Below are 17072 nucleotides of genomic sequence, written 5' to 3'. Positions count from 1 at the left end.
ATGGAAAACAGAGAGGATTGAATGAAATGAATAAAAAAATGATGATTGGAACAGTCTGCTTAGGATTATTATTAGCAGGTTGTACAAGTAATAACAAATCACTGGAAAATCAAGCACAGACAAGTAACAGCTCTATTAAGCAAACAACGCCAACGGATTCAGGTACGATTGCAAGTGATTCAACTAAGACAAGTCAAATAAAAGTAACGGTTGATGAAGCTATCAAAGCCTATGAAGCGGCCTATCCCAATACAGCAGTGACGTCCCTTGATTTAGATCCTTCGTTTGGCATTTACTATTATGAAATCAAAGGAGTAGATGATTCAAAGGAATATGAAGTGAAAATCCATGCTGAAACTGGCGAATTAACAAAAGATCGTGAAGAAACATTAGATCAAGATGAACAAAATGGCGTGGAAAAGAAAAACGAAGCACTAGATTTGACCAAACTAAAATCACTTGACGAAGCGTCAAAAATTGCCCAAGATACTGTAGGTGAGGGAACTGCGATCGAATGGTCACTAGAACGTGACTTGTCCATTACTTATTGGGAAGTAAAAGTCCAAGCAGGCAAAAAAGAAGTATCTGTAAAAATCAATGCCCAAACAGGGGATGTCTTAGAACAAGAATTGGATGATTAATAAAATATGGAGCGCGAAACAAAACTAAAAAAACAGTTTTGTCTCGCGTTCTCTTTATCCAAATAAACGGCGAGAAAAAAGTAATTCCTTCGAAAATAAACACTTTAATTTCGGACTCTTTATCTTTTAAAGTCAATAAAAAGACTATGTTCATTATGAAGTCACAGATGTAATAGACCATATTATTCGTTTTATTCAAAGAAATTCTATACAATATATAGTGAAACAAGTAAAACGTTAATGGAGGGATATTTATGAATAATGTTATGGATCAATTAAGAAAATATGCGCTTTTAAGAGGAATTGTCTATATGATTTTTGGGCTCTTGATTTTGATCAATCCAAGAAGTGTCTTTCAATGGGCTGTCTATTTTATTTCTGCTTATATTGCAATTATGGGTGTACTGAATCTTTATGATGGCTTTAAAGTTAAAAAGGAAACAGGAACATATGGGATGAGTTTTCTTGGTGGAATCATTTTATTGGTGATCGCAGGAATCGTCTTGGTATTTGCAAAGGGGATCGTTAGTATTTTACCGATTTTCCTTGGGTTAGTGATCGTTGTCGTGGGCGTGACACGTGCGATTCAATCCGTTAATTTACGAGCTTATGTTAATGTGAGCTGGTTGCCAATGCTGATCTACAGCGTGATTTTGATCATTGCTGGCTTAGTATTGACATTCAATCCATTCAGCAGTCTTTTAGTACTGTTCCAATTGTTTGGTGGTATTTTGATTTTCATGGGAATCGGCGAAATCGTTTCGTTCTTTCAATTGCGCAATATTAAGTGATTGAACAAATGTAGTCGAGAAAAAAAGTATTTTGTTCCTTTTCGTTGTGAAGGAGCAAAATACTTTTTTTACGTGGTTTCTTCGGGTTTAGAGCATTAATTATTTTAATTCTTTCAATTCGGCTTCAGCATCAGCTAATTGTTTTTGTAGATCTTCAATCCCTTGTTTGCCTACAGCAACACTTTCATCAAAATTCGCTTGTATGTCTTCAAACGTATTTTCGGTTGCCATTTGTTCACTTTCTTTTTGGAATTTTTGCATAGTGGCGATTGATTCTTTCATGATTGAGATTTCTTCCACTAATTCTTGTTTTCTTTTTGCATCTTCTTCGCGTTTTTTTGCTTCTTTTTGAAATTGCTCTTCTGTTTTTGTACTTTCGGAAGTTTTTTTGTCCCCAGTTGAATTACCACAACCAACAAGAGTCAGCATTGATAAAATAGTTACTGCTACTATTATTTTTTTCATTTTTTCCCCTTCTCCCTAACAAATATAAGATTGAATGATCCCCTAAAAATCTTGAGTTCAACCACTATTAACCGTACCATAAAACATGCGCTCACTCAATCTAAAAATGAACCATTATTTCCGTTTGGATATGGATTATCGTACTGTACAGTTGAATATAGCAAACCACAAGTCAGCAGTAAAACAATGGAAGAGGAGCTTCAGGTTACTGTAACGGTGAGAAATAGATCGGAACGTACTACTGTGGAAACTGTACAATTGTATGTCCAAGATATGGTGGAATTAGTGGCGCGTCCGGTAAAAGAATTGAAAGCTTTTTAAAAAGTTGAACTTGCTCCTGATGAGGAAAAAGAAGTTGCTTTTCGATTGACTAGAGAAGACTTGAAGTTCTATACCAAAGAAATGCTTTTTGCAGCAGAATCGGGGAAATTTATTGTTTTTGTAGGTGCAAATGTAACAGAGGTACAAGAAGAACGATTCACATTAAGCTAAACTCAGAGAAAGCCGTAGTTCTGGATATCATCTGGAGCTACGGTTTTTTGTTAACCAGAGCAAATTTGACTTGCAAAAAAAATAGTGCAATGGTACTCTTAATTTCTAATTGAGAATGATTTTCATTTTCAACTGAAGAGGAATCATCATGATAAGGACGTGTTCGTCCTAAAAAATAAAAGACTAGGAGGAATAAGATGGAGACCTATTCAATCGAACAGATTATAAAAAAACGCAGAACCATCCGAACCTTGTTGGATCAGGATATTGCTATGAATGTTATAGAGGAATTATTAGAGATTTCTAGCTATGCGCCTTACCATTCAAAAAAAGAACCGTGGGAAGTCATTACGGTCAGTGAAGAACAAGAACGGCAATTATTTGTAGAAGAAATCATGAATAGCTATGATCGTTTGGATATCTGGGCGCGATATGATCAGCAAAATCTAGCGACTGCTAAAAAAAGAACGCAGGATTATTTCCTAGATGTTCCGTTGACCTTGATTGTAACGGCTCCTATTCATGCAAGTGAAAAATTGAACTTAGAAGCGGTCGGTGCAGTTTCAGCATTTATTCAAAATTTTCAACTAGCAGCTTGGTCCAAACAAATCGGTGTCACTTGGCGGACGATTCCTGTCATTTCCGATGAAGGATTTAAAAAAGCTGTTGGTGTACCAAGCCAGCGACAAATTATCGGCTTACTTGATCTGAGTTTAGTAGATGCCAAAATGAAACTGCCAACAAGTCGCAGAATCCCAGTAGAAAACTGGACAGCAGGGCTAGCTGAGAAATTAGCAGAGAACGGTGGCAGTAATGAGTAAAGTTGATTTTTCAGATATACAGGGGGCGTATTTTTTTGCAAGTAATGAAGTCAAATGATGCAAGAGTCAAAGCGAAGACACAGCATTATTATCCATTAGTTTTGGTCTGTTTAGTCCTTTTTATTTTGTTATCCATCATCTATTCTTTGATCAATGGACAGGCGAATATTTCAATTGAGGATATTGTTCAAATTTTATTGAGTAAGGTATCTGGTGGTAGAGTAGGATCGCTTGATACTATTACAAGTAATTCTGCGGTAAATATTATTTGGTTTGTGCGGACACCGCGTGTGATTTTAGCTGTTTTTGTGGGAATGGGACTAGCAATCACTGGAGCTGTAATGCAGGCGGTTGTACAAAATCCATTAGCAGATCCCTATATTTTAGGAATCTCTTCAGGCGCTTCTCTAGGCGCGACGTTTGCGATTTTGGTCGGTTTTGGAACAGGAAGTATCTTTTCACAGTTTGGATTAGCTTTTGGTGCATTTGTCGGGGCCATGGCAGCGGCTTTTGGCGTCCTGCTCTTGTCTAGTATAGGTGGACGGATGACGTCTGTAAAATTAGTTTTATCAGGTTCTGTGATTGGCGCTTTATGCAGTTCAATTTCTAGTTTCATTGTGTACTTAGCTAATAACGCGGAAGGCATCAAAACAGTGACCTTTTGGGCGATGGGCAGTTTGGCTTCTGCTAGTTGGAATAAACTTGCGATTTTATCGACGGTTGTTGTATTGATTACTGTTTTCTTTTTATTTCAGCATCGTATCTTGAACGTGATGTTATTAGGCGATGAGGCAGCGATTACGTTGGGTGTTCCTTTGAGTAAGTATCGACAGCTGTATTTATTATTGGCGGCTCTATTAACAGGTGTGATCGTGGCCTATTCTGGTATGATCGGCTTTGTCGGGCTGATTATTCCACACATTGTTCGTGGGTTGGTGGGGTCAGATCATAAACGTCTATTGCCGATCGTAGCTTTGTCAGGTTCTCTTTTTATGATTTGGGCGGATGTTCTTTCAAGAATCTTGATCCCAAGTGTTGAATTACCAATCGGAATCATTACTTCGGTGATCGGAGCGCCATTATTTATCTACATTATTGTCAAAAAAGGCTACAATTTCGGAGGCTAGAAATGGAATTACATGTAAAAGATTTAGAAATCCTGATCGGACAAGAAGCAATCGTTAAAAGTATCTCTTTTCAAACACGAAAACAACAGTTTGTGAGGATCATTGGGGCCAATGGCTGTGGTAAATCAACAATGCTCAAAGGAATTTATAAAGGCATCAAACCTCAAGCAGGTAGTGTCTTTTTAGATGAGTTAGATTTACTCGCTGTTTCTGAAAAGAAAGTTGCGCAACAATTAGGCGTCGTCAATCAATTCAATGAGTTGAATTTCGATTTAAGTGTTTTTCAAATGGTTTTGTTAGGTCGTACGCCGCATAAAAAATTATTAGAATCGGATACACAAGCAGACGTTGAAATCGTGATGGATGCATTAGCCAAAACCAATTTGACTAACTATTGTGACCGGAGTTTTTTATCTTTATCTGGCGGTGAAAAACAACGTGTGATTTTAGCACGAACAATTGCACAACAACCTAATTATATGATCTTAGATGAACCAACGAATCATTTAGATATTCGTTATCAACTGGAAATTTTGAGTTGTGTAAAACAATTGGGTATCGGCGTTTTAGCAGCCCTTCATGATTTGGAATTAGCCGCTCATTATTGCGATTATATCTATGCAATGAAACAAGGCAAAATTATTGCAGAAGGACAGCCAGAAGCATTATTTACGGCAGAATTGATTGAAGAAATTTATGGTGTGAAGTGTACGATTTATCAAAACCCTGTGACCAAGCGTTTAGGGTTTGCCTATTCTTTAGGTGAATCACTAATGTAACAATAAAAGAAGAGGAAGCGAAAAAATGAAAAAAGCATACATTATTAGTTTATTAGGTGTACTATTTTTAACAGGTTGCAGCCAAACCACTCAACAAACTACAGAAAAAGGACAAGGCGAAGGCTATCCTGTAACGGTTCAGAATTTTTCTAAGGCCGAAGGCGCAGAAAGCTGGCAAAAAAAAGAGCAGACCTTTGAGAAAACTCCTGAAAAAGTTCTAGCCAATACGCAACCTGCAGCAGAGTTACTACTTCATTTAGGTTTAAAAGATAAAATCGTTGGTGTAGGTGCTGTTTTCGGAGCGCCAGATAAAGAGGTTGAAAAAGAATTTAATCAATTGAATCATTTGTCGACGGATTATATTGGCAAAGAAATGGCATTAAGCGTAGATCCAGATTTAGTTTACGGACGAGGCGGTTTATTTGATAACCAAGATTGGGGTGTGGGGACTGTGGACACCCTAAATGATATGGGAATAAAAACATTTGTCTTGAACTCCTCTGTAACAGGTGGAACTTTTGATTCGATTTATGATGATATCGATAATTTAGGAAAAGTATTCAATGTAGCGGACAAAGCGAACACATTCAAGTCCGAGTTGAAAGAACGTCAGACAACGCTCAATAAGAAATTAGCTACGATCAAAAATGATCAAACATTTGCCTATCTTCATACCACAGATCCAGAAGAGTTATATGTGTACCCTGCTCATAATGAAACCTTTTTCAATGATATTTTCAAAATGGTAAAACTAGACAATGTCTTCAAAGCTGAAAAAGGTGAAGTCAGCGTTGAAAAATTAATCGAAACAGATCCAGATGTTTTGATTGTAGCAGATTGGGGAACAATGAAAGATGGAATCTCTGGGGAGACGATGATCGATGCAGTATTGAAAAATCAAAAACTTTCTAGTATGAAAGCTGTTAAAAATAAACAGGTTTATGCTGTGGATTATAATTATATGTTTGGTTATGGTTATCAATCATTAGAGGGAATCGAAAAATTAGCGGACGAAATGTATCCAGCAAAATAAGTGTTCGATTTTTGATGAAAGTTCTAAAAATAAGTTAATTCCCCAAAATTTAAAGTATCAAATAGAGTATTTTTACTTGTATTTTTATGACCTAAAGAAGCGGGCAGTAAACTGATTTTCAGTTTACTGTCCGCTTCTTTAGTGTGTAACTATTTTGATTAAATTAGTTATGTAGGGGAAAATAGACCGCTATTGTAATGATAAGACTTGTCCGATATAAACGGTGGAATCACTTAGATTATTTTTTGTCATTAAATCTTGAAGCGATAGCTTATTTTTTTCAGCAATAACAGAAAGTGTATCACCAGCTTGAACAGTGTAAGTAGTTGCAGCAGGTGTTTGGACAGGTTCTGTTGAAGGTTCAGTTTGCGTCACAACTTCTGATGAGGATGCAGGTGTTTGAACGACTTCACTTGAACTTTCAGTACTCGAACTAGATTCATCTGTTGTACTTACTTGGGACGAGTTTTCGCTAGCTAAGACGTTTTGTTCCGTATTGTTAGTTACTTGTGCTTTATCAAGTTGGCTAACTTGTTCTTCTATACTGTTTAACTGCTCTTCATGTTTAGAGGTAGCTTGAACGTTTAGAAATAGTAATATACCCAATATAAGCGTATTTATCAGCAATAATAAAATAACGATTACTACAATGGATTTTGACGTAGATGCCGGACGTTGTTGTTTCCGACGTGAGTATTCTTCTTCCAAAATAGTTTCACTCCTTTCATAACAAATTTATAAGGAAATACTATAAAACAAAGCATTTATAGTATATCACAATGTTATAGCTCTCTCAAAGGGGAAAAAAAATAGAGTGACTATTTACTAAAAAGAAATTTGTAAAAAAAGAATATAATAAAATGTAGTGAAAAATAAAAAAACATTTTATTTCAATCTATACTGATTAATTATAGTTATTATTTCGAAAAAACATATTTTTGTTTTTATCATTTTAAAAAAATAGTTTATTTATTAAAGGGAATTATTTGTGCTAAAAGCTTGGGAAATCAGAAATTTTAGTCACTCTTTTAACATCTAAATAGCAAAGAAAGGCTAGGATAACAGCCTATTTGATGAATTACATGAGTAATTAAAATCAAGCAGAATAGAGCTTTAGTTCTTTTATATTCAAAAAGTTTTGGCAACACAAGGCAATTCCGCTATGAATACTTAAACTGACTGAGGTTTTTGATTCTAGAGAAAAGACATACTCTCCTAAGGCTGCTAGATTTGCTGAGACCACGATTCGTTTCTGTTGTAAGGACATGATGACTTCTCCATCTAAATAAGCAAGTGTTCCTTTCAAATAATCTACACCGATATCAAAAGATAAAATCAATGCAGCTTTTGGATTGAATTGTAGCAAGATCGGTTTTCTGCCTCCTAGCGTACTAGCATTACCGATCCCAGTTTCAAAAATCAAACCGTCATCCAATAACGTCTTTGTAATAGAAGAGACAGAGGCCTTGTTTAAGCCAGTTAATACAGCCAGTTTCGCGCGAGAAGTTTTTTTATGGTCAATGATTCCTTTTAATATGAGTGGTTCATTAATGCATCTGTCATCTGAACGTTTTTTAAGCGTCGTATCATATGCACTTTTAGGGATCGATTGCTATAATGAACTTGAATGACAGGATTCAAATGAGAGAAATTAGAGGAGGAAATCACCATGAAACGATTTGATGTAATCATTATCGGTAGCGGACCAGGCGGTATGGCAGCAGCTTATGATCTGGCGGCAGAAGGAAATGAAGTAGCAGTAGTGGAAGCTGATCTTTGGGGCGGAACTTGCCCAAATCGAGGGTGTGATCCTAAAAAAGTTCTCTATGGAGCGGTTGAAGCGAAAGATAAGCTAGCTCAATTGCAAAATCGTGGGTTCAGCAGTGTTCCTAAAATCAATTGGGCAGAATTAATGGATTTTAAAGAAACCTTTACGAAACCTGTTCCAACCGAGCAGAAAAAGGGACTAATAAATTCTGGCATCCAAACGATTACAGGGCGAGCAGTGTTTAAAGACAAGCAAACGATTCTTGTAGAATCAACGGCGTATCAAGCTGATAAATTTATCCTAGCGACTGGACAACGACCAGCTATATTAGATATTCCCGGAAAAGAGTATTTCGCTACAAGCACTGATTTTTTAGCAATGAAGGAGCTACCTGAGAAAATCGCGTTTGTTGGTGGCGGCTATATTTCACTTGAACTAGCAAATATTGCCAATAGTTGCGGCAGTGAGGTTCACTTGCTTCACCATAACGATCGACCATTGAAGGGGTTTGATGAACCTTTAACACATGAGCTGATTGGAAATCTTGAACAACGAGGAATTTATTTTCATTTTAATGAATCGGCTGAAACAATCACAAAGCAAGAACGACAATTTAAAGTTGAGCTGACTAGCCAGGGAAATTTAATCGTCGATCGTGTATTTTGTGCCACGGGCCGAATTCCGAACCTTGAAGATCTGGGATTGGAAAAAATAGGAGTCGAGTATACACTCAAAGGCGTGAACGTAAATGATCATTTACAAACCACTGTGGAAACTATTTATGCTTTAGGAGACTGCGTACAAAAAAAAGAACCTAAATTAACACCCGTTTCTAGTTTTGAAGGGAGTTATCTTGCTAAACTTTTCACTGGAAGCATTCAAGGAGCAATTGACTATCCAGCTATCCCAACCATTATTTTCAGTTCTCCCAAATTAGCACAAGTTGGTTTAACGGATAGCCAAATGATTGCTAATGACAACTATGAAGTGAAAGAGTTAGACTTATCACAATGGTTTACGTATAAACATCTCAACGAGTCTTTAGTCAAAGCAAAAATCGTCAGTGAAAAAGCAACTGGATTATTAGTTGGTGCAACCGTTTTAGGGAATGAAGCCGATCAATTGATTAATTTGTTTACATTAATGATCAATCAAAAATTAACAGCAAACAAAGTCAATAGTATGATCATGCTTTCTCCGACAGTAGCCAGTGATTTGAGTTATTTATATTAAAGATAAACTGTAAACGAGTAGTTATTAGACTCGTTTACAGTTTTTTTATTATAATTATAAGAAAAAACATTGACTTGTAGCAAAGCATAAGCAATAATAAAATAATTATCTTCAAAATTAGAAAATCAGTTCATACATATAATCAATAAATTTTATTTATCAATTACATGAAAATAAAGCATTAGATATTATAGGCATTTCTTTTTAAACTATAGATAGTGAAATGTTGAGCAAAGTTAATTTTAAACAATTAGGAGAATAGCGATGGACACAATGAAAAAAAACTACAAACCTTTGATCGGTTCTTTATACACAAATTTCATTTTTCAAGGGATGGCAGCGATTATTTTATCTCAAAATCTAAATGCCTTGATGGATAGTTGGCAAGCAACTGTGCAACAAGTAACGTTAGTGATTAGCGGTATTGGGTTAGGACGCGTCTTGATTTTATATTTTGCAGGGTACTTTTCGGATAAATTTGGTCGTAAAAAAACAGTTCAGCTTGGTATTATTAGTTATCTGATTTTCTTCATTGGGATTTTGATCAGTCAGAATTATTTACAAGGACTCTTTTTTGCCCTATTTGCTGGCTTTAGTAATGCCTTTTTAGATACGAGTACCTATCCAACCTTGATGGAGGCTTATCCTAATGAAAAAGATAATAGTTCCCTGAGTGTATTGAATAAGGCTTTTATTTCTTTGGGGCAATTCATCTTACCCTTGTTGACTCGTTTTATGTTGGATAATGGTATCTATTATGGTCTTGTTTTTATCGGCTGTGCGTTGGGTCTGTTTCTTAATTTATTGTATATATCTAGACTTGGATTTCCGCAAAGAATAGAAACGGATCTAAGTGAAGCCGCAATAATCAGTGAAAACGGCCACGATACAGCGGAGAAAAAACCGTTGTTCAAAGTTGAAGGAATTGCGTTATTGGTTTTTAGTTTTACGTGTGTATCTACCTTTAATATTTTTATTTTATGGGTGCCATCATTTGCTGAGTCATTGAATCTGATGAATCATTCGAATAGTTTGGTGCTAGTAAGTGCGTATAGCATTGGTTCATTTGCCTCAGTATTTTTGACGTCTTTGATTGTAAAAAGAGGTGTAGCACCGACTTTATTAATCGTTTGGTGTACGGTGATTTCACTGGTCTTATTAATCGGGATGACGCTGTTTCCAAGCGTTCCGATGTTTTTAGCAGCGTCAATCGGTATAGGGGTATTCGCAGCTGGAGGGATTTGGCAATTAGGTTTAGCGGTGTTATTAGAGCTATTTTCAAAGGGAAAAGGACGAATCACAAGTTATTATTCAATTGCAACGTCTGTTTCGGTCATGGTCATTCCTTATATTACAGGTCAACTGGAAAAAATCAATGTCTCTATGATTTTTGGCTTGAACATTGTCTTGACAGCAATTGGTGTAGTTGCAGCTGTGATCATTCGCTATCGCTATAAAAAAGTGACTAGTGAATGGGAAGCAAACACGGAAGAAATAGTCGCATTAAAAGAAGTCGCTGAATAATAGAGAAAAATACAGACGAAGATTAGAAAGGTAAACTTCGTCTGTATTTTCTCTATTTTAGTTTAAAAATGATTTTGCGATTGTTTCATTGATCGTGATCATTTGGTAAAAATCATGAATATTCACGAATTCATTTGGCTGATGAGCATATTTAGTTTCACCTGGCCCCAAAATCAAAATTGGAAACTCTTTTTTTACACGCCCAAATTGAGAACCGTCTGTATAGCCTGTCATGCCAAATGTGTTCGCATCCTTACCCGTAACGTCAGAAACAGCTTGTTGGGTCAATAAAGTGAAGGGATCATCGATTGCTGTTTTCATTGAAGGGAGATCATTGATAAATTCGACTTCCGCTTTAAAGTTAGGAACAGTTGCACTCAATTTTTCTAGCATATCAGCAAATTGTTGTTTTAACTCTGTATGATTTTGCGCTTTGATGGTGCGAATATCGATTTCTACTGTACATTTATCTGGAACAACATTCGTACCGTTGCCGCCATTAATGATATCCAAGCTAGAAGTAGAAGCGCCCACGAGTTCATCTACTGATTGTGAAAAATCAAAAGTTTCTTTAAATGCATTCAACACTAAAAGCATATGTTCAATTGCGTTCACCCCTTGATCCGGCATGGAACCGTGAGCTGTTTTTCCGTAAGTCGTGATCCGCGGCCACAAAGCTCCTTTGTGAGCGACGCCGATTTCAACATTTGTAGGTTCACCGATTACAAGTGCATCTAAATCATCTGCATATCCTTGATCGACTAATTGACCAGAACCAATCGCACTTGTTTCTTCGCCAACTGTTGCTAAAAGTTTGATGGTACCTTTAAAGGTTGCTCCAGCTTCTTTTAAACGAATCATTGCAACAACAGCTGCAATCAAGCCGGACTTCATATCACAAGTTCCTCTACCATATAATAAACCCTCTTTTTCAATTGCTGCAAAAGGCTCTTCATCCCAAGGAATTTCACCAACTGGCACAACGTCCATATGACCAGAAAAACCCAAGACCGGACCAGCTTGATTTCCTTTTAAAGTAGCGACTAACTGATTTCTACCAGTACTGTATTCGACTTGTTCACACGGAATATCATATGTTTCAAAAAGAGCCTGTAGTTTGTCGGCAACTTGTTTTTCTTGTCCTAAAACACTTTTGATTTGGACGACTTCTTTCAATAATTGTAATGCTTCTTGATTATCCATGAATGAATTCACTCCTTATACTTGATTTTCTTTTGGAATAATAAATAGGATGGAACCTAAGGCTAAAATACAGAAAAGAATATTGGTTAATAGACCAAACGTCGCGCCCAAAGTATAATTTTCCCCAGCGCTAACTCCGTTATAGACTGCAGCTGAGATTGCAACACCTAATGCGCCGCCAAGTGAGCTGGCCATTTTATAAATGCCAGAAGCAACACCAGCTTTTTCGTTTGGCACACTAGAAATGGCCGTATCTGTAGAAGGTGTGGCATACATACCTAGTCCCATGCCGAATAAACTGTAGCCGATAAAGACTAAAACAAAGTAAGCTGTACCTGTAACCATTGTTAGGGCCATTAAACCAACACCTATTCCAGAAAGAATTGTTCCCCAAAGCATTGGTTTTTTCGCTCCGATTGTTTGTAATAATTTTTCTCCGATTCGAATGGTAATCAAAACGAGACACAAATAACCAATCGATAACATCCCTGTTTTAGCAGAAGAAAGACCGCGACCTTGTTGGACATAGGTATTGATAACGATCAAAGTTCCTGCTACGGCATTCAGTAAGAAATTAGAAATAGTTGCACCAAGATAGCCCCGGTTTTCAAATAAAGAAAATTCAACGAAGCTATTGTGGATGGCTTGCTCCACTTTGTAAAAAATAAACAAACCTAAGATCACGACTATAGCCAAAATCAGAACGAGCGGACTTGTCCAGCCTAACTCAGAGCCTTTAGAAACAACCACATTCAAAGCCACCATCGAAATAATAAATAAAAGCAAACCAATCGAGTCAAATTTACTATTCTTATCACTAACGACCTTACTTTCAGGGGTACCAAAAATCAATAGCGCACTGCAAATCGATACAATAATAGAAAAAATAAAGACATAGCGCCAGCCTAAAGAACTTGCAATGGCTCCACCAAAGAATGAACAAAAACCAGAGCCGCCCCAAGACCCGATCGACCAATAACTCAAGGCCCGTTGCCGGTCTTTTCCTTCATAGTATGTTTTGACTAATGCCATAGTAGCAGGCATGATACAAGCAGCAGATAAACCTTGTAAAATCCGTCCACCGATAAATAAAACAGGACCATGGGCTATCACTAAGGCTCCTGAACCGATAACACTTAAAATAAGACCAATATACGTTAATTTCATTCTACCGAGCTTATCTGCTAACCCACCAGCAACGACAATAAAAATACCTGAGAATAAACCAGTCATTGAAATTCCTATATTTAAAACACCTGAAGAGACGCCTAAATCGCTTTGCACTGCAGGCGCCATATTTAGTAAAGACTGAGCGAAAAGCCAATAGGTCAAAACGCTTAAGACAATTCCCACTAATAATTTATTTGTTCCTTTATATGTGACAGCATCAGCTGCATGTGTTGTTGCTTTCATCATTAAACTCCTTTAGATAAATAGTGTAAAACAGCTACACCCATAGATTTTGCAGCAATCAATAAACAGTCTTCGTCGATATAAAATTTTGGATGATGATGAGGATACATCGGGGTTCCTTCTTTATGAGCACCAACGAAAAAGAAACAGCTAGGACGTTCTTTGGCATAATAAGCAAAATCTTCAGAAGGGGTTTGTGGACCACATTCAACTAACTGTTTGATTTCTGGAATGTGCGCTTCGGTCAATGCCGTTGCGACCATTTCTGTTGTCGGTTCGTCATTCACACAAACAGGGTAATCATTAGCATAATCAAGTTCATAATGAATCCCAAATGTCCGACAAATGCCATCTAGAATTTGTTTGAATTCTTTTTCTACGATGGCTCTAGTCTCTTCTTTCATGATCCGTACGTCGCCTTCTAGCGTGACAGAATCTTTGATAACATTCGCAGAACCCTTGCCATCAAATGAACCAATTGTTACAGTTGCGGTGTCAAAAGGATCGATTCTACGGCTGACGATCGTTTGAACAGCTGTTACAAATTGTGAAGCTGCAACAATTGTATCATTCGCATCTTGGGGTGTTGAACCATGTCCGCCTTTACCTTGCATAATAACTTTAAAGGTTGCGCGCCCTGTATGGACAGGACCTTTGTGGTATAAGACGTCGCCAAGAGGCATCATACTCATCACATGAATGCCTAAGACGTGATCCACGCCATCTAAACAACCTGCCTCGATCATTCCTTTGGCGCCACCAGGAGGTACTTCTTCGGCAGGTTGGTGAATGATGCGGATCGTTCCTGCAAGTTCATCTTTTAATTCAATCAATGAATCCGCCAAAATCATCATATAAGCAGTATGACCATCATGTCCGCAAGCGTGCATGACATTTGGAATTTTAGAAGAAAATGGTAAACCAGTATCTTCTTGGATCGGTAAGGCATCGAAATCCGCTCGAATTGCTAAAACAGGTCCTTTTTTTCCGCCATGAATATCGATGACAAGTCCGTGACCGCCGCCAACATTCGTTTGAACGTCACATTCTTTTCCAGCGTAAAAGGCTGCGATATACTTGCTTGTTTCGGTTTCATGAAAAGATAGTTCTGGATGCTCATGAAAATGCCGCCGAATCGCGATCATATCCGCTTCTTTTTGTTGAAGTTTGTTAAATAATTGTGTTTGTAAATGATCCATTTAAAATGCTCCTTTCAAGTACACTACATATTTTATGCTTAATTAAAAACTTCACAATGCTTGAAATTTCCTAATTTCAGAAGAGGCTTTTTACTAGATCAGAATGGAAATAAAAAGACTGTTGATAGAACGATATTTTCAAATTTAGATGGTATAATAAAGAATGAAGCCAAGAAAGAGGTCAAAAATGATTGTAAACGAAAACTATCAGATCAATTATCGACAATTAAAGACTAAAATCAGCACATTTTGCAAAGAAACGACAATCTTAATTGCTTTAAAAGGGGCTATGCTTATAGCAATTGATGAAGAAATAAGCCAAATCAGCGAAGGTGAGCTGTTTGTGGTCAATACTGGTGAACAATTTGCTCTATCTAGAGATTCTGTAGAGGTTTGTTCTTATTTAGAATTGGGCATCAATACTCTTTTTTTTGCGACCCAATTTCCTAGCTTTTTTAATACACGCTTTGAATGCTTACCCAAACAAAAAGAACACGGCAAGATGCATGCTATTGCTGCTTTAAGAAGACAAGTCGCAGAGCTTTGTTTACTAGAGTTTAGTAACGATTTCTCCAAAAGATTAAAAACCACCTTGTTTTTAGCACAAATCATTTTATCGTTGGTTCAGAATTTTCAAAAGGAAGAAGTCACAGAATATCATCCATCTGACAATCAAAAATTAAGAGAGATTCTTGAATATATTGAAGAGCATCACCAAGAAGGGGTTTTATTATCAGAGACTGCCGAGCATTTTTTTATGTCGGAATCGTCGTTATCGAAGTTTTTCAAGAAGGAAACAGGGGATTATTTTTCTCACTATGTTCGGACGGTTTGTGTCAAACATAGCTTGTCAGAATTACTCTATACGAAAAAGAGTATTGAGCAAATTGCATTAGATAATGGGTTTCGAAATAGTAAAACGTATCGACAGCATTTTAAGCAAATTTTCCATGATTCACCGACCCGTTATCGCTCGTCACATTTAATAGAAAACACCCAGACGCACCTAATCAATCAAAGCACCCAAATGACAAATCCTAGAGTGAAGGAAATCATGGTTCCTTTATATAGTTATATTCAAACTGCCCTAGAGGAACCGCGATCATCAGAATTATCATTGAAAACAAAACAACTTCTTATCACGACAGAACAAACACATGTTGACTATCAAAAAAGGGAAATTATTATCCACATTGGCTCATGGGAAGCGTTAGCTTCAAAGAAAGTTCAAACGGAAATTTTAGCCATAAAACAGCAAATGGACATCAAATATATCAGTGTATACTCTTTGTTTACGCAAATTCCATTAGCAGTTCAGATTCATCAAGAAGCGAAAATGAACTCTTTTCCAGCTTTTGAAAATTGGGATTACATTTTGACATTTTTGGAAGAGGCACAGTTGGATATTTTTTATCAGTTATCACTTGTGGAGTTTAGACAGTTAAGTGTGCGAGTAAAAGAAGTTTATCGAAAATTTTTCCGCCATGTTCAAACTAAATTCGGAACAAAAGTGATAGGGCAGTGGAAAGTAAATTGTCTGTTTAAAGGGCAAAGTATTGACGCTTATTATCCTGAATTTTTAGAAGTGAAACAAATGTTAACGGCTATTACTGATGAAATAGCAATTGGAGCAGAGATGCCTTTGTCAGATCCTTTTTTTGAAAAAAAAGAGCCAGAACAGATTCAATTTTTTTGTCGAACAATTGCTGTATTATGTGACTTTCTTTCCTTTTCTGCTGAACCAAACTATGTGTTTCAAAATCTTGACAGTACGTTTCCTGATTTGAAAAATTATCATCAGTATGTATTGAACAAAACCATGCATATCAAGCATCTTTTAAAGGAATATGAAATCAAATTGCCGTTGTATTTGACTGAATGGAATACGTTGACTGGCATGACGAGAAATAGTAATGGCACTTTTTTTAGAGGGGCGATTATTTTAAAAGATCTTTTGATTTTGGATACATTGGTAGCAGGATTTGGTTTTTGGCTGAATATCGAGTTATATGAGCAGCATACACAAGACCGTCCTTTAAAGAATGATGGCTTGGAATTATTTCATTACTACAGTGGGAAACGACCAGCCTATTTTTGTTTATGGTTAGTAAGAAGAATCAAAGGAGTTGTTTTAGCTCAGGGAGAAGAATATGTGTTAGCTTATGAGGATGGATGTTATCAACTGCTCTTGTTTAATACAAATTATTTTGATCCTCATTTATCTTCCGAGGAAGCATTCCTTAAAAGCCAAGCAGTGAATATTGACATTGCTTTAGCGGGCATTACTCCTGAACATTATCAAATTAAGCAAATTGAATTTAATCGACACAATGGTGCACTGTTTTACACATATGAAGAGTTTCGTAACGCAGCCACTCTTGATTTGGAGGCGCAAGAATATATTGTGAGCAGTACTCGACCTAAGATCAAAGTTTTTGATACCAAGATCGACGGTATTTTTAATTATTATGTGACCTTGGATACAAATGGAGTCGTCCTACTAGAATTGACACCGATTTTTCTATAAATAAAAGGGTGTTTTCTTGACGTAAAAGAAAGAACTAGCTTAGTATTGAAACAAGA

Annotated in this window: 15 protein-coding genes and 1 pseudogene; 10 read left to right on the top strand and 6 right to left on the bottom strand. The window is 36.7% G+C overall.

The genetic code is table 11. The features are described from left to right. Positions 1-26: 26 nt before the first annotated feature. Both IGJ55_RS13955 and IGJ55_RS13950 read left to right on the top strand, forming a co-directional pair. On the top strand, positions 27-641 hold the full coding sequence (locus IGJ55_RS13955; RefSeq protein ID WP_069639396.1) for a PepSY domain-containing protein: 615 nt from the start codon (positions 27-29) through the stop codon (positions 639-641). Positions 642-895: 254 nt separating this feature from the next. Next, on the top strand, positions 896-1432 hold the full coding sequence (locus tag IGJ55_RS13950; protein ID WP_069639397.1) for an HdeD family acid-resistance protein: 537 nt from the start codon (positions 896-898) through the stop codon (positions 1430-1432). A gap of 99 nt (positions 1433-1531) precedes the next feature. Here the strand turns inward: IGJ55_RS13950 and IGJ55_RS13945 are convergent, their stop codons facing one another. After that, positions 1532-1897: a hypothetical protein gene (locus tag IGJ55_RS13945; protein WP_207120868.1), complete on the bottom strand. Its 366-nt coding sequence runs from the start codon at positions 1895-1897 to the stop codon at positions 1532-1534. Between the two features lie 333 nt (positions 1898-2230). Between IGJ55_RS13945 and IGJ55_RS13940 the strand changes: the two are divergent. The 5 genes and pseudogenes from IGJ55_RS13940 to IGJ55_RS13920 all read left to right on the top strand — a co-directional run. Continuing rightward, a pseudogene (locus tag IGJ55_RS13940) lies at positions 2231-2389 on the top strand (fibronectin type III-like domain-contianing protein); the annotation flags it as partial. 197 nt (positions 2390-2586) lie between these two features. After that, the gene (locus IGJ55_RS13935; RefSeq protein ID WP_430606669.1) at positions 2587-3210 is read left to right on the top strand and encodes a nitroreductase family protein; all 624 of its coding nucleotides are present in this window, start codon (positions 2587-2589) and stop codon (positions 3208-3210) included. A gap of 35 nt (positions 3211-3245) precedes the next feature. After that, complete coding sequence (locus tag IGJ55_RS13930; protein ID WP_083244317.1) at positions 3246-4337, top strand: FecCD family ABC transporter permease; 1092 nt, start codon at positions 3246-3248, stop codon at positions 4335-4337. A gap of 2 nt (positions 4338-4339) precedes the next feature. Beyond that, the gene (locus IGJ55_RS13925) at positions 4340-5116 is read left to right on the top strand and encodes an ABC transporter ATP-binding protein (RefSeq protein WP_430606668.1); all 777 of its coding nucleotides are present in this window, start codon (positions 4340-4342) and stop codon (positions 5114-5116) included. A 25-nt stretch (positions 5117-5141) separates the two neighbouring features. Continuing rightward, on the top strand, positions 5142-6149 hold the full coding sequence (locus tag IGJ55_RS13920) for an ABC transporter substrate-binding protein (RefSeq protein WP_069639401.1): 1008 nt from the start codon (positions 5142-5144) through the stop codon (positions 6147-6149). A gap of 189 nt (positions 6150-6338) precedes the next feature. Here IGJ55_RS13920 and IGJ55_RS13915 read toward each other — a convergent pair whose 3' ends face one another. Both IGJ55_RS13915 and IGJ55_RS13910 read right to left on the bottom strand, forming a co-directional pair. Then, positions 6339-6857, bottom strand: coding sequence for a LysM peptidoglycan-binding domain-containing protein (locus tag IGJ55_RS13915; RefSeq protein ID WP_430606667.1), 519 nt, complete (start codon positions 6855-6857; stop codon positions 6339-6341). A 388-nt stretch (positions 6858-7245) separates the two neighbouring features. Then, positions 7246-7572, bottom strand: a complete 327-nt coding sequence (locus IGJ55_RS13910) for a hypothetical protein (RefSeq protein WP_069639403.1) — start codon at positions 7570-7572, stop codon at positions 7246-7248. A gap of 246 nt (positions 7573-7818) precedes the next feature. On the opposite strand from IGJ55_RS13910, the gene IGJ55_RS13905 reads away from it, so the two are divergent. Together IGJ55_RS13905 and IGJ55_RS13900 are read left to right on the top strand one after the other, a co-directional pair. Then, entirely contained in the window at positions 7819-9150 is a 1332-nt protein-coding gene (locus IGJ55_RS13905; RefSeq protein WP_069639404.1) for a dihydrolipoyl dehydrogenase family protein, read from the top strand. A gap of 264 nt (positions 9151-9414) precedes the next feature. Continuing rightward, positions 9415-10674, top strand: a complete 1260-nt coding sequence (locus IGJ55_RS13900; protein WP_430606666.1) for an MFS transporter — start codon at positions 9415-9417, stop codon at positions 10672-10674. A 57-nt stretch (positions 10675-10731) separates the two neighbouring features. Here IGJ55_RS13900 and IGJ55_RS13895 read toward each other — a convergent pair whose 3' ends face one another. The 3 genes from IGJ55_RS13895 to IGJ55_RS13885 are packed head-to-tail and all read right to left on the bottom strand — an operon-like array spanning position 10732 to position 14489. Continuing rightward, positions 10732-11877 (bottom strand): ArgE/DapE family deacylase, encoded by a 1146-nt coding sequence (locus tag IGJ55_RS13895; protein WP_430606665.1) that lies wholly within the window; start codon positions 11875-11877, stop codon positions 10732-10734. A 15-nt stretch (positions 11878-11892) separates the two neighbouring features. Then, a complete protein-coding gene (locus IGJ55_RS13890) occupies positions 11893-13290 on the bottom strand; it encodes an MFS transporter (protein WP_430606664.1) in 1398 nt (465 codons plus the stop codon). 2 nt (positions 13291-13292) lie between these two features. Continuing rightward, on the bottom strand, positions 13293-14489 hold the full coding sequence (locus tag IGJ55_RS13885) for a M20 family metallopeptidase (RefSeq protein WP_430606663.1): 1197 nt from the start codon (positions 14487-14489) through the stop codon (positions 13293-13295). Positions 14490-14676: 187 nt separating this feature from the next. On the opposite strand from IGJ55_RS13885, the gene IGJ55_RS13880 reads away from it, so the two are divergent. Further along, entirely contained in the window at positions 14677-17016 is a 2340-nt protein-coding gene (locus IGJ55_RS13880) for a helix-turn-helix domain-containing protein (protein ID WP_430606662.1), read from the top strand. Positions 17017-17072 lie beyond the last annotated feature (56 nt).

The sequence above is a fragment of the Enterococcus sp. AZ170 genome, assembly GCF_050545135.1.
GTDB classification, from domain to species: Bacteria; Bacillota; Bacilli; order Lactobacillales; family Enterococcaceae; genus Enterococcus_L; species Enterococcus_L ureilyticus.
This window is presented reverse-complemented; position numbering and strand designations above follow the sequence as displayed.